The following is a 13,620-nucleotide window of genomic DNA, read 5'->3' on the forward strand; positions in this document are numbered from 1 at the left end:
CGCGCGGGAAAGGCTCACGCGAACGCCTCCACCCGGACGCCCGCCGCCTCCAGGCGCGCGCGGACCTGCCGGGCGAGCCCCACCGCTCCCGGTGTGTCGCCGTGCAGGCACAAGGAGCGCGCGCGGACCGGGATGCGCTGTCCGCTGTGCGCGGTCACGGAGGCGGACCGGGCGATCCCGACGGACCGCTCGACGACCGTGTCCGCCTCGGTGATGACGGCGCCGTCCGTGCCGCGCGGCACCAGGGTGCCCTCGTCGGTGTACGCGCGGTCCGCGAACGCCTCGGTGACGACGGGGAGTCCGGCCTTCTCCGCCGACTCCAGGAAGCGCGATCCGGGCAGGCCGAGCACCGGAAGGCGGTCGCCGGCGAGCAGCACCCCGTCCACGACGGCCGCTGCCTGCTCGGCGTCGTGGACCACCCGGTTGTAGAGCGCGCCATGCGGCTTCACGTACGCCACGCGCGCGCCCGCCGCCCGGGCGAACACCTCCAAGGCGCCGATCTGGTAGGCCACTTCGGCCGCCAGCTCCGGGGACGGCACGTCCATCGCGCGCCGCCCGAAGCCCGCCAGGTCGCGGTACGAGACCTGGGCGCCGATCCGCACGCCCCGCTCGGCCGCGCGGTCGCACACGCGCCGCATGGTGGCCGCGTCGCCCGCGTGGAAGCCGCACGCCACGTTGGCGCTGGTGACCACGGACAGCAGCTCCTCGTCGTCGGTGAGCCGCCAGCGTCCGAAGCCCTCGCCGAGGTCGGCGTTGAGGTCGATCGAGGCCCAGGTCATGAACGTACTCGCTCCTGTCGTTGTCGCGTGCCCACGCGCGCGTGGGCACCGTGCGTGCCGCTGCGGGTCAGGCCACGCGGTACTGGTCGTCGCGCGCGTCGGTGAGGAACATCCGGCCCGGCGCGTGCGTGAGCGCGAACGGCGGCCGGGAGGCCATCACGGCGGCCTGCGGCGTGACCCCGCACGCCCAGAAGACCGGGATGTCGTCGGGCTCGGCGTCCACCGGGTCGCCGAAGTCGGGCTTGCCGAGGTCGGCGATGCCGAGCCCGGCCGGGTCCCCGCAGTGGACGGGGGAGCCGTGCACGGCGGGCAGCAGGGCACTCTCCCTGATCGCCGCGGCCAGGTGCGCGGGCGGGACCGGGCGCATGGAGACCACCATGGGTCCCTTCAGGCGCCCCGCGGGCCTGCACGGGCGGTCGGTGACGTACATGGAGACGTTGCGGCCCTGCTCGATGTGGCGCAGCGGCACGCCCGCCGCAGCGAGGGACCACTCGAAGGTGAAGCTGCACCCGATGAGGAACGCCACCAGGTCGTCGCGCCAGTGCGCGAGCACGTCGGCGGGCTCGTCGACGAGTTCGCCGTGCTCCCACACGCGGTAGCTCGGCAGGTCCGTGCGCAGGTCGGCCCCCGGGGCGAGCGGCGTGGTCCAGGAGCCCGCCTCGGTGACGTCCAGGACCGGGCAGGGCTTCGGGTTGCGCTGGCAGAACAGCAGCATCTCGTACGCCCAGTCGGCGGGGACGGCGATCAGGTTCGCCTGGGTGTGCCCCGGGGCCAAGCCCGCCGTCGGGACGCTCAGGCCCGCCCGGAACCTCCCGCGTGCCTCCGCGGGGGTCACAGCAGCTCCCTGCCGCGCGTCTCGGGAAGCCCGAGCAGGGCGACGACGGCGAGCGCGTACCCGAACGCGCCGAAGATCAGCGCGCCGCCCGTGCCCCAGCTGTCCGCCAGGAAGCCCACCGTGGTGGGGAACACGGCCCCGATCGCGCGCCCGGTGTTGTACGTGAAGCCCTGTCCGGTGCCGCGGACGGCGGCCGGGTACAGCTCGCTGAGGAACGAACCGAAGCCGCTGAAGATGGCCGACATGCAGAAGCCCAGCGGGAAACCGAGCACAAGGAGAAGGCCGTTGGCGCCGTCGGGGATGTTCGTGTAGGCGACGATGCTGGCCGCGGAGAGGAAGGCGAACAGGGTGATGTTGCGCTTGCGGCCCAGCTTGTCGGTGAGGTACCCGCCGGTCAGATAGCCGAGGAAGGCACCGGTGATCAGGAACGTGAGGTACCCGCCGGTGCCGACGACTGTGAGGCCGCGGTCGTCCTTGAGGTAGGTGGGCACCCAGGTGGCGAGCGTGTAGTAGCCGCCCTGGACGCCGGTCGACAGCAGGACCGCGAAGAACGTGACGCGCAGCAGGTCCGGCCGGAAGATGGCTGTGAAGGAGCCCTTGTCGGCGCTCTTCTCGCGCGCGGCGGCGGCCTCCGGGGCGTCGTGGACGTTGCGGCGTACGTAGACCACGAGCAGCGCGGGCAGGGCGCCCGTCCAGAACATCACGCGCCAGGCGATGTCGTCGTCCAGGAACTGGAAGACCAGGGTGTACACGATCGCGGCGAGGCCCCAGCCCACGGCCCAGGCGCTCTGGATCGCGCCGAGCGTGCGGCCGCGGTTCTTGGCGCTCGCGTACTCGGCGACCAGGATGGCGCCGACGGCCCACTCGCCGCCGAAGCCGAGGCCTTGGAGGGCGCGGAAGACCAGTAGGGTCTCGTAGTTGGGCGCGAAGCCGCAGGCGACGGTGAACACCGCGTAGGTGACCACCGTGATCATCAGGGCCTTCACGCGGCCGATGCGGTCGGCGACGACGCCCGCGACGGCGCCGCCCACCGCGGAGACGACCAGCGTGACGGTGGTGAGCAGGCCGGTCTGGCCGCTGTTCAGGTCGAAGTACGCCTTGAGGGCGACCATCGTCAGCGGCAGCGTGAAGTAGTCGTAGGAGTCGAGCGCGTATCCGCCGAAGGCGCCGGTGAAGGCACGGCGGCCGCGCGGCCCGAGCGCACGCAGCCAGCCGAACGCGCCGTCGTCGTCGGGAGGCCGGGCCTCGCCCCGGAGGCCGTCGACGGATATCGGGGAGGGCGGTGGGGTCGTGCTCATGGGCACCTCGCAGAGGGGTTGGCGGTGCTGGAGGCTGCTGGTGATGAGCGGTGCCGAAGGGGGTCCGGAAGCGCCGCGGGTGCTGGTGACGGGCCGAGCATGACGGCGCCCGGCGGGGAGCGGGAGCCGTCTGCCGGACAACGTAGAGGATTGTTCAACGATCCCTCAATACCCGTGTTGTCTCGTTCTTGTCTCTGCGGTTGAATCCCGGCATGGCTGAGGGGATCGCTGAGCATGGCTGAACTGACGGGTCTCGCCGACGACCGCGCGCTGCTGGGCCGCACCAGCACCGCCGAGCGCGTCGCGGACATCCTGCGGAGCCGCATCGCCGAGGGGTACTTCCCCCCTGGAACGCGCCTCTCCGAAGACAGCATCGGCGGTGCGCTCGGCGTCTCCCGCAACACCCTGCGCGAGGCCTTCCGGCTGCTCACCCACGAGCGGCTCCTCGTCCACGAACTCAACCGGGGCGTGTTCGTACGGGTCCTGACCGTCGACGACGTCGAGGACATCTACCGCATCCGCACCCTGGTCGAGTGCGCCGTCGTCCGCGGCCTCGGACAGCCGCCGTACGCCGTGGACGGACTCGCCGACGCGGTCGCCGAGGGCGAGGCGGCCGCCCGCGCGCGGGACTGGAAGGGCGTGTCCACCGCCAACATCCACTTCCACCGCGAACTGGTCGCGCTCGCCGGCAGCGACCGCACCGACGAGTTGATGCGCAGCGTCTTCGCCGAACTGCGCCTCGCCTTCCACGTGGTGGACGACCCGCGCCGCCTGCACGAGCCCTACCTCGCCCGCAACCGGCAGCTCCTGGAGGCCCTCCAGACCGGCGCCGGGCCCGAGGCCGAGCGGCTGCTCGCCGCCTACCTGGACGACTCCCGGCGCGGCCTGGTCGACACCTACGCGCGACGGGTCGCGGAGGGCGGGCTCGGCGCGCGCTGAGGCGGGCCGCGGGCCCGGCGCCGGAGCCCGGCCCCGCGCGGTGCATCTGCGTCGTTTCGACCGTTGTCAGACCGAGGACCTAGTCTGTGCACCGTGACTTCGCCTGCCGTATCGGACACCGCTCCGCCCCAGCTCAGCGCGGGGCCGCGGCCCGCGCCGGGCCCGGCCGCCGACGAGGGCCTGGCGCGGCGCCTGCGCGCGCTCGCGTGCACGGCGCCGCTGCACGACCTGGACGCCCGCAAGGCCAACCTCGCGGGGGAGTACTCGGTGTACGCGATGGCGGAGGTGGCCCTGTCCGCCATCGACCTCGTCACGCTGAACATGGACTTCGACACGGGCGCCGACCACGAGCAGATCGTCGCCCGCCTGCTGCCCCGCGTCGCCGCCCAGGCCCCGCGCCGCCCGGCCGCCGAGCACGAGCGCGTCGCCCGCTGGGTCCTGGAGAACCTGATCAACGTCGGCAGCGTGGACCGCGGCTTCCGCGCGGTCTACGGCACCTTCGACCCCGACGGGACGTACGTCCGCAGGGACTACGACTTCAAACTCATCGAGGAAGTCCCCGGATACGGCGGCGGCGTCTACCTCCGCACCACCGACGAGGCCGTGAACGTCCTGGTCGGGGCCCTCGACACGGACGTCACCAGCGCCCAGATCGCCGCCGAGGTGAAGCTGGAGGTGCTCATCAGCAGGGGCCGCCTCGCCGACGCCCAGCTCGCCGCCGAGCAGGCGCGCTACCGCACGGTGCAGTACTCGGAGACGCTCCGCAAGGCCCTCGACGCCACCCGGCGCAACGTCCGCGCGGTGGACTGGCTGCGCGCCGTCCCCGACATGATCGCCGAGGCCCTCGACCACGTGGCCGACCGCTACCGCCACGAGAACGCGATCCTGACGAACATCCGCAAGGCCCGCGACGAGTCCGAGGACCCCGAGCAGAAGCGCCGCGCCGCCGAGCTGGTCGACATCGTCAAGGACTGCATCCGCCGCCACACCCAGCTCCAGTCCCGGCTCCTCGAAGCGGGCCCCCTGTTCCGCGCCGAGCAGGACCGGCAGGCCTTCGCCACGCCCGCCGCCCGCACCGGCCTGGACCTGTACGGCCAGCTCGTCGCCCCCGTGCTCCCCCTCCCCGTCGAGCAGGCCACCCGGGTCACGGACGCCTTCTTCGCGCACGGCACGGGCCTGCGCACCCCCGTGTCCGTCCGCGTCGGCGACCTCGTCGACATACTCCTGACCCCGCCGATGGAGCGCGAGCACCTGGGCGCCGAGATGCCCGAGCCCGACCTCATCGCCACCCCCGACGACAGCCGCTTCAGCGAGGAGCAGCTGGCCAGTGCCATGGAGCTGCTCGCCCTGCCGCCGGACGCGCCGCGCAGGCTCTCCGGGCTGCTCGCCGACGCCCGCCGCCGCGACCCCGACCTGCCGTATCTGGTCGCCCTGCTCGCCGTGCACGCGGCGAGCCCGCCGGTGGGCACCGCCTACCGCCAGGGCGAGGAGCAGCTCCTCTTCGCCGTGGACGACGGCACGGACCTGGACGACCCCGAGTTCGGCGGCGCCGACCTCGTCGTCGGCACGGCCCTGCTCGACGCCGCAGGCATGGCCGCCGACCGTACGGAGGCGGCGTGACCCCCCGGGCCCGCGGCACCGCCCCGGGCACCCCAGGAGACGTACGACCGACCCACCCCCGCGAGGAGCCGCAGCCGTGACCGACCACCCCGCAGAGCACGCCGCGTGGGGCGAGCCGGACTCCGCCCCCGCCCCGGCCGCCCCCACGGCCGTCACCCCGGCCGACGCCGCCGACGCGGCCCGGCTCGTCGCCTTCGGGCTCCAGCCCAAGCTCCAGCCCGCCCGCGACCAGGAGTACGGCGACCTGCTGCGCCGCTACCGCGAGGACCCGGCCTTCGCGCGCCTGGCCGACGCCGTCGCCACCGGACTCGGCCTCGTCGTCCTGGAGGTGTCCCCGCGCGCGGGGATGGCGGTCACCGCCGCCGAGGACTCCGTGTTCGCCGTCCGCATGGGCGACTACGCCCGGCGTGCCGCCGCCGACGCCACCGACCGCTTCCTGCACGGCCTCGCCCACCTCGCCGTCGCCGCCATGGCCTTCCCCCGCCCCGAGGACCTCGCCGACGACGGCTACATCGGCCGCGTCACCGTCAACGGAGTCGACGCGTTCGTCCGCCAGGCCTGCCGCCGCCTGGAGGAGCGCGCCGAGGAGCAGGGCGAGAACACCGACCCGGCCACCAGCGCCCCGGCGCTCGAGGCCGCCTGGCGCGTCTGGGCCCGGCGCAGCTCCACCGGCGCCACCAAGGACGCGCGCAGGCTGGCCGGATCGACCACCGGCATCGTCGGCAAGGCCGTCGCGTTCCTCACCGACTCCGGCTTCCTCCAGCGCACCGGCGACGACTCCGGCGGGACCTACCGCACGACAGCGCGCTATCAGCTCCAGGTGCGCGACATGGCGGGCAGCGCCGCCATGGCCGAACTCCTGGAGCTGGGCGTCGTCCCCGTCACGGACGGCTCGGCGACGCTCCTGCCCCCCGACGACACCGAAGACCTGGAGCTGGTGGCCGACGCGGGCCTGCCGTTCCACTCCTGACCCTCCGGGGCGGGCCCCACCGCCGGGAGCCCCGCCCCGACGCCCCGCCGTTCCGCACGAGTCACCGACTTACGACGAGAGTCCGCCGCCATGTACGAGCTGTCCCGGGTCCGCCTCTACTCCATCGGACCTGCCGGTGCCCGCTACGCCGACACCGTCCTCGACCTGCGGGGCGTCGGCGACGTGGTGCCCGACCCCGCGCCCGCGCAGGCGGAGTTCTTCGAGGACGAGCCGGTCGGCCCGCCGCGCAGGCCCGCGCCCGCCGGCGTGCTCTTCCTGGAGAACGGCGGCGGCAAGTCGGTCCTGCTCAAGCTGATCTTCTCGGTGATGCTGCCGGGCCACCGCAACACCCTGGGCGGCGCCAGCTCCGGCGTCCTGCGCAAGTTCCTGCTGGCCGACGACTGCGGCCACGTCGCCCTGGAGTGGCAGCACACCCTGACCGGCGAGTGCGTCGTCGTCGGCAAGGTCAGCGAGTGGCGCGGCCGCCAGGTCTCGAACGACCCGCGGAAGTTCGCCGAGGCCTGGTACTCGTTCCGGCCGGGCCCCGGCATGAGCCTGGACTCGCTGCCCGTGGCCGAGTCCACCGCCGTCAGGCCCGCAGCCGAGGGCGCGTCGGCCGCGCAGGGCCGCCGCCGCACCATGAAGGGCTTCCGGGACGCCCTGACGGAGGCGGGCAAGGCGTACCCGCACCTCGAAGTCCACTGGGAGGAGATCCACGACCGGTGGAACGAACACCTCGGTGACCTCGGCCTCGACCCCGAACTCTTCCGCTACCAGCGCGAGATGAACGCCGACGAGGGCGAGGCCGCGGGCCTGTTCGCCGTCAAGAAGGACTCCGACTTCACCGACCTGCTGCTGCGCGCCGTCACGGACACGCGCGACACGGACGGCCTCGCCGACCTCGTCCACGGCTTCGGCAACAAACTGGGCCGCCGCGCCGAGCTGATCGCCGAGCGGGACTTCACCGCGGGCTCCGTCGACCTGCTCGGCCGCATCGTCGAGGCCGCCGAGACCCGGGCACGCGCGCGTGACGTGCACGCGGGCGCCGAGCGGCGCACCCGCACCCTCGCCCGGCGCCTGTCCACCCGCGCCGTCGAGGAGCGTGGCCGCGCCGCCGACCTCGCCGAGCAGGTCACGGCCGCCGCGCACACCGTCACCTCGGCCGAGCAGGCCCGCGAGCGCTCCGCGCTCATCTCCGCCGAACTGGCCTACCGGCACGCCTCCCTGGCGCTCACCGTCGCCGAGAAGGCCGCCACCGCCCAGCGCCGCGAGCTGGCCGACGCCCGCACCCTGCACGCGGCGTGGCAGGCCGCCGAGGCCGTCCTGCGCCACCGGGCGGCCGCCGACCGCTCCGCGCGCGTGGCCGCCGCCATCCGTGAGGCCGAGCGGGACGCGGCCCCCGCGCTCGCCGCCCGCGCCAAGGCCGCCGCCGACCTCGTCCGGGCGCTGCACACGGCGGCCGAGGGCGCCGAGGCGCACGCGAACGAGGAGGAGGAGCGCTCCGCCACCCTCCAGGAGACCGGCGAGGCCGCCCACCGCGACGCCACCGCCGCCGCCACCGAGGCGCAGCGCGCCCGCAGCGAGACCGGCCACCTGCGCCAGCGCCTGGCCGAGGTCGAGCAGGAGACCGCCGAGGCCGTCCGCGCGGGCTGGCTCGACGACAGCGCGCCCGACGCCGACCCGGCGCGCGCCGCCCTCGCCGCGAGCGACGCGGAGAAGACCGCGGTCGCCGCCTGGGACACCGCCCGCGAGGCCGGGCGCAGGGCCGCCGAGCACGCCAAGGAGGCCGCCGCCGCGGAGGCCCGCGCCGAGCTGACCGCGGCCCGCGCCGCCGACGCCGCGACGGCCGCCGAGCAGGCGTACGAAGCGGAGCGGCGCACCGCCGAGTCCCTCGCGCGCGACGAGAGGCTCGCGGAACTCCTCGGTCTGCCCGGCCCCGCGAGCGCGGGCGCGCCCGGCGCCGGGGTGCCGCAGCCGCGCCGCGCCACCGCCGCCGACGCCACCGGCGGCACGCCCGAGGACGAGGCGCCCGCGGACCACGAAGGCCGCGCCGACGCGGCCCTCTCCGCCGAGCACCTCGACCGCAGCGCCGACGACCTGCGCGCCCTCCTGGAGGACGGGGTGGCCGCCGCCGAGCGGCAGCTGTTCGAGCTGCGCACCGCCGCCGCCGACGACGCCCGCATCCTCGGCGCGCTCGGCGACGGCGGTCTGCTTCCGCCCGGCCCCGACGTCCTGGCCACCGTCGAGTTCCTCGGCGAGCACGGCATCCCGGCGCTGCCCGGCTGGCGCTATCTCGCCCAGGCCGTCGACCCCGCCGACCACGCGCGCGTGCTCGCGGCCCGGCCCGAACTCGTCGACGGCGTCATCATCACCGACCCCGACACGCATGTGCGGGCCCGCGAGGCGCTCTCCGGCGCCGCCCTGCTGCCCCGCTCCACGGTCGCCGTCGGCACGGCCGCCGCCCTCCTCGCCCCGGCCCCGGGGGGCGAAGCCGCGGCGGAGGAGTCCGCCTGCGCCGTCTTCCTCGTACCTCCGAACCCGGCCATGCACGACGAGCACGCCGCCGACGAGGAGCGGCAAGCCCTGCGCGCCCGCGCCACCCGGCGCGACGACGAGATCCGCGTGCTCGCCCAGCGCCTGGCCAAGGACCGGGAGCTGGCCGCCCGGCTCACGTCCTGGCGCTCCGGCTGCCCGGCGGGACGCCTCGCCGAGCTGGCCGCCGCCGCGCGCGAGGCCCGCGCCTTCGCCGAGGAGGCGGAGACCGAGCTGACCGAGGCCCGTACCGCGCGCGCCGAGGCCGACGAGGTCGCGGGTGACGCCGCGCGCGTGCGCGACGAGCGGCAGGAGGCCGCCCAGCGCGCCCGCCGCGTCGCCGACGCGCTCGCGGGCCTCGCGTACCGGCTGCGCGAGCGCGCCGGATGGCAGACGAAACTGCGCGAACTGGCCGACGAGGCGGTGGAGTCCGAGGCCCGTGCCCAGGCCTGCCTCGACCGCGCCCGCGCCGCCGACGAGGACCGCCGTGCCGCGCAGCGCGCCGCCGACGACGCCCGCCGCACCGCCCGCGCGCTGCGCGCCGAGCGCGCCGAGATCGCCGGGGCGCCCGAGGACCTTGCCCTGGACGCCCCGTACGCCCCGGACGCCTTGGACGACGACGCACCCAAGGCGGCGCTGCCCGCGCTGCGCGAGGCCTACCGCGCGGCCTCGCAGCTCTACGAGAAGGTCGGCGTCGGCGCCGACCTGCGCGCCGAGCAGGCCCGCGCCGAGAGCGACGAGTCCGCCGCCCTCGCCGAGCTGGACCGGCTCAGCAACAAGGTGCGCACCCGCGCCGCCCAGCTCCTCGAAGGCACCGACGGCGCCGACGGCCCCTCCCGGCAGGCCGCCGCCGCGCGCGCGGAGGCGCAGGTCCAGCTCATCGAGTCCCGCGCGTCCGCCGCCAGTGAGCAGCTCGGCCGCCTGCGCGGCGAGGCCGAGCGGCACGCGCCCGAGGACGGCGACGCGCACACCGAGCTGCCCGACGACCTGACCCCCGCCGACGCCGAGCACGCCCAGGCGCTGCTGCGCACCGCCACCGGCGAGCTGGCCGCGCACAGCGAGGCCCTGACCCGGGCCAAGGAGGCGCACGCCGCCCTCCTGCACACCCACCGCGCCACCGATGACGCCGCCGCGGGCTTCGACGAGACGGCCGCGCTCCTGCGCGACCTGCTGCGCGAGCACCACGACACCGACGAGGAGGAGCGGCCCGAGCCGTATCCCGGCACCCTGGAGGAGGCCCGCCAGGCCGCCGCCGAGGCCCGCCGCTCGCTGCGCGGCTGCGCCGCCGACCTGTCCGCCGCCGAGACAGCCGTCCGCGAGGCCAGCGACGTCCTCGTCCGGCACGCCAACTCCACCCGCTACGAACAGGTCCGCACCCCGGCCCGCCAGCAGATCCGCGAGCTGCCCGCCGCCGCGCTGCCCGAGCACGCCAAGAAGTGGGCGGACGCCTTCGCGCCCCGCCTGCGCGTCCTCACCGACGAGCTGGAGCAGCTGGAGCGCAACCGCGACAGCATCGTCGACCGGCTGCGCGGCCTCGTCGAGTCGGCCCTCGCCACCCTGCGGTCCGCCCAGCGCCTGTCCCGGCTCCCCGAAGGCCTCGGCGAGTGGTCGGGCCAGGAATTCCTGCGCATCCGCTTCGAGGAGCCCGACCAGGCCACCCTCGTGGAGCGCCTCGGCGTGGTCATCGACGACGCCACCCGCGCGGCCATAAAGAAGAACTCCGACCTGCGAAGGGACGGCATGTCCCTGCTGCTCAGGGGAGTGCAGGCCGCCCTGGAGCCGCGCGGCATCGCCGTGGAGATCCTCAAGCCCGACGCCGTGCTGCGCGCCGAGCGCGTCCCCGTCGGTCAGATGGGCGACGTGTTCTCCGGTGGTCAGCTGCTGACCGCCGCCATCGCCCTGTACTGCACGATGGCCGCCCTGCGGTCGAACGACCGGGGCCGCGACAAGCACCGCCACGCGGGCACCCTGTTCCTCGACAACCCCATCGGCCGCGCCAACGCCACGTACCTCCTGGAGCTCCAGCGCGCCGTGTCGGACGCCCTCGGCGTCCAGCTGCTGTACACCACCGGCCTGTTCGACACGACCGCGCTCGCCGAGTTCCCGCTTGTCATCCGCTTGCGTAACGACGCGGACCTGCGGGCGGGCCTGAAGTACATCAGCGTCGAGGAGCACTTGCGGCCGGGCCTGCCGCAGGAGCAGCAGGCCCCGGCCGAGGAGACGGTGCACGGGGAGATCACGGCGACACGGATGTACAAGCGGCCCGTGACGCCCTGAGGGCGTCACGGGGCGGCGGCCTCCCGGGCTTCGGACGGCGCGCGGTGCTCAGCCGAGCCGCCGGGTCACCCAGTCGTGGAACTCCCCGATGTGGTGCTCGGTCGGCACGAGCACCCCGCCGTTCCGGTAGGCGCGGGAACTCATCGCGGGCTGGGTGCGCTCGCACGCCGCGAAGTCCTGCTCGTTGACCCGGTGGAAGAGTTCCACGGACTTCGACAGGTCGGCCCCGGAGGCCACGACGTCGGGTGCGTACAGCCAGTCGCACTCGACGACCGTACGGTCCACGGCGAGCGGGACCATGCGGTGCACGATCACGTGGTCCGGTACGAGGTTCACGAACACCGTGGGCCTGACGGTGATCGCGTAGTAGCGGCGGTCCTGGTCGTCGGCGACCTGCGGGAGGCGCCCGAAGCCCGCGCTGCCGTCGACGGTGAAGCCGCGCACCTCGTCGCCGAAGGCCGCGCCGTGCCCGACGTAGTACTGCGCGGCGTAGCCGTCGGTGAACTCCGGCAGGACGTCGGTCAGTTCGGGGTGGATGGTGGCGCAGTGGTAGCACTCCATGAAGTTCTCGACGATCAGCTTCCAGTTGGCGCGCACGTCGTAGCGCACGCGCCGGCCGAGGGCCAGGTCCTGGACGCGGTAGCGCTCGACGGCCGTCGGGTCGCCGAGGCGCGCGGTGACGTCGCCGACCACGGTCTCCTCGAAGGACGGCGGCTCGTCGGCCAGGCACACCCAGGCGTAGCCGAGCCACTCCCGAAGCGCCACCGTCACCAGGCCGTACGCGGCCCGGTCGACGTCGGGCATCCCGGTGAGGTTCGGTGCCGCGACGAGCCGGCCGTCCAGGCCGTACGTCCAGGCGTGGTACGGGCACTGGAGGCCGCGCCGCACCTCGCCCGCGTCGTCCGCGCACAGGCGGGCGCCCCGGTGGCGGCAGACGTTGAGGAAGGCGCGCAGGCCGCCGTCGCGGGCACGGGTGAGCAGGACGCTCTCGCGGCCGACCTGGACGGTGCGGTACGCGCCGGGCTTGTCGAGGTCGGCGGCGCGCGCGGCGCACACCCACAGCGCCTCGAAGACCCGTTCACGCTCGCGCTCGAAGACTTCGGGGTCGGTGTACGAGCGGCCGGGCAGGGTCGCGAGGAGGCTCCTGGACACCTGGGTCGTCACGTCGGTCCTCCTAGGCGGGCGCCGTGGCGGGCAGGGCGCCGGTGATCCGGCGCGGATCGAACAGCTCGACGGGGTGCGCGGTGGTGCCGTCGAGCGCCAGGTCGGCGACGATCTCGCCGACGACGGGTACGAACTTGAAGCCGTGCCCGGAGAACCCGCAGGCCACCGTCACGGACTCCGGGTGGGCGGGATGCCGGGTGATGACGAAGTGCTCGTCGGGCGTGGTTGTATACATGCAGGTCGCGGCCTTGAGCAGGCGCCCCGGAAGCAACGGGATGTGCCGGATCATGTGGGCGGCCATCGCGGCCGCCTCGTGCGGGTGGACCGTGCGGTCGATGGTGTCCGGCGTGCAGACCTCACCCTTGCGGAAGAAGGCGACCTTCGCGCCGAGGTCGGGCCCGTCGATCGCGGGGAAGCCGTACACCTGGACGCCTTCCGGGTCCTCCCACACGTAGATCGGATGGTGTTCGGGCAGGAAGGGGCCGACGCCGCCGGTCGGCTGGAACCAGTACATGACCTGCCGCTCGATCGTGAACGGCACCCCGAGGTCCGCGAGCAGCTCGGGCGCCCAGGCACCGGGGCAGATCACCAACTGGCCCGCGGTGTAGGTGTCCTCGGGCGTGTGCACGCGTACGCCGCCTCGGCAGGGCTCCCACCGGACGACCGGCTCCTCGAAGCGCAGCTCGGCGCCCTGCCGGTTGGCGAGCTGGAGGTGCGCGGCCACGGTGTTCTCGGGCCGCAGGAGGCCCGCCCTGCGCTCGAACAGCGCCACTTCGTCGGCACGGGGCGTGAGCGTCGGGAAGCGGCGGCGGATCTCACGGGCGTCGAGCATCTCGTGCGGAAGCCCCCAGGTCTCGGCCGAGAGCCGCGCCCCGGAGACCACGCGTCCGTCGGGCCTGCCGACCATCACTCCACCGCAGAGGCGGGCGATCTCACGCCCGGTGTCCCGTTCCACCTGCTCGTACAGCTCGTACGCGCGCAGCAGCAGCGGTACGTACGCCGGGTCCTCGAAGTACGACTGGCGCGTGACCCGGGAGCCGCCGTGGCTGGAGCCGCGCTGGTGCACGGGGCCGAATTTCTCCAGGCCGAGGACGCGGGCCCCCCGCGCGGACAGGTGGTGGGCGGCGGCGCTGCCCATGCCGCCCAGGCCGATCACGATCACGTCGTACGTGGGGGTGGTGCGGGACATGCGGGTCTCCAAGGGGC

Annotated in this window: 9 protein-coding genes; 4 read left to right on the forward strand and 5 right to left on the reverse strand. The window is 74.8% G+C overall.

The genetic code is table 11. The features are described 5' to 3' along the window. Positions 1-14 precede the first annotated feature (14 nt). The 3 genes from AC07GB_RS36340 to AC07GB_RS36350 form a co-directional block, all read right to left on the reverse strand. On the reverse strand, positions 15-779 hold the full coding sequence (locus tag AC07GB_RS36340; RefSeq protein WP_478853204.1) for a LamB/YcsF family protein: 765 nt from the start codon (positions 777-779) through the stop codon (positions 15-17). Positions 780-846: 67 nt separating this feature from the next. Beyond that, positions 847-1,614 (reverse strand): putative hydro-lyase, encoded by a 768-nt coding sequence (locus AC07GB_RS36345; protein WP_478853206.1) that lies wholly within the window; start codon positions 1,612-1,614, stop codon positions 847-849. Next, a complete protein-coding gene (locus AC07GB_RS36350) occupies positions 1,611-2,912 on the reverse strand; it encodes an MFS transporter (RefSeq protein ID WP_478853208.1) in 1,302 nt (433 codons plus the stop codon). The genes AC07GB_RS36345 and AC07GB_RS36350 overlap by 4 nt, the downstream gene beginning before the upstream one ends. Before the next feature lie 234 nt (positions 2,913-3,146). Here AC07GB_RS36350 and AC07GB_RS36355 point away from each other — a divergent pair, with 234 nt between their 5' ends. From AC07GB_RS36355 to AC07GB_RS36370, 4 genes are all read left to right on the forward strand, one after another. Beyond that, positions 3,147-3,851 (forward strand): GntR family transcriptional regulator, encoded by a 705-nt coding sequence (locus AC07GB_RS36355; RefSeq protein ID WP_478853210.1) that lies wholly within the window; start codon positions 3,147-3,149, stop codon positions 3,849-3,851. A gap of 93 nt (positions 3,852-3,944) precedes the next feature. Further along, the gene (locus AC07GB_RS36360) at positions 3,945-5,471 is read left to right on the forward strand and encodes a hypothetical protein (RefSeq protein ID WP_478853212.1); all 1,527 of its coding nucleotides are present in this window, start codon (positions 3,945-3,947) and stop codon (positions 5,469-5,471) included. A gap of 76 nt (positions 5,472-5,547) precedes the next feature. Then, positions 5,548-6,441: a hypothetical protein gene (locus tag AC07GB_RS36365; protein WP_478853214.1), complete on the forward strand. Its 894-nt coding sequence runs from the start codon at positions 5,548-5,550 to the stop codon at positions 6,439-6,441. 90 nt (positions 6,442-6,531) lie between these two features. After that, the gene (locus AC07GB_RS36370; RefSeq protein ID WP_478853216.1) at positions 6,532-11,250 is read left to right on the forward strand and encodes a coiled-coil domain-containing protein; all 4,719 of its coding nucleotides are present in this window, start codon (positions 6,532-6,534) and stop codon (positions 11,248-11,250) included. A gap of 48 nt (positions 11,251-11,298) precedes the next feature. Here AC07GB_RS36370 and AC07GB_RS36375 read toward each other — a convergent pair whose 3' ends face one another. After that, entirely contained in the window at positions 11,299-12,414 is a 1,116-nt protein-coding gene (locus tag AC07GB_RS36375) for an aromatic ring-hydroxylating oxygenase subunit alpha (protein WP_478853218.1), read from the reverse strand. 10 nt (positions 12,415-12,424) lie between these two features. Next, the gene (gene solA / locus AC07GB_RS36380; protein WP_478853220.1) at positions 12,425-13,603 is read right to left on the reverse strand and encodes an N-methyl-L-tryptophan oxidase; all 1,179 of its coding nucleotides are present in this window, start codon (positions 13,601-13,603) and stop codon (positions 12,425-12,427) included. Positions 13,604-13,620: the final 17 nt, after the last annotated feature.

Source organism: Streptomyces sp. NPDC045778, assembly GCF_056431945.1.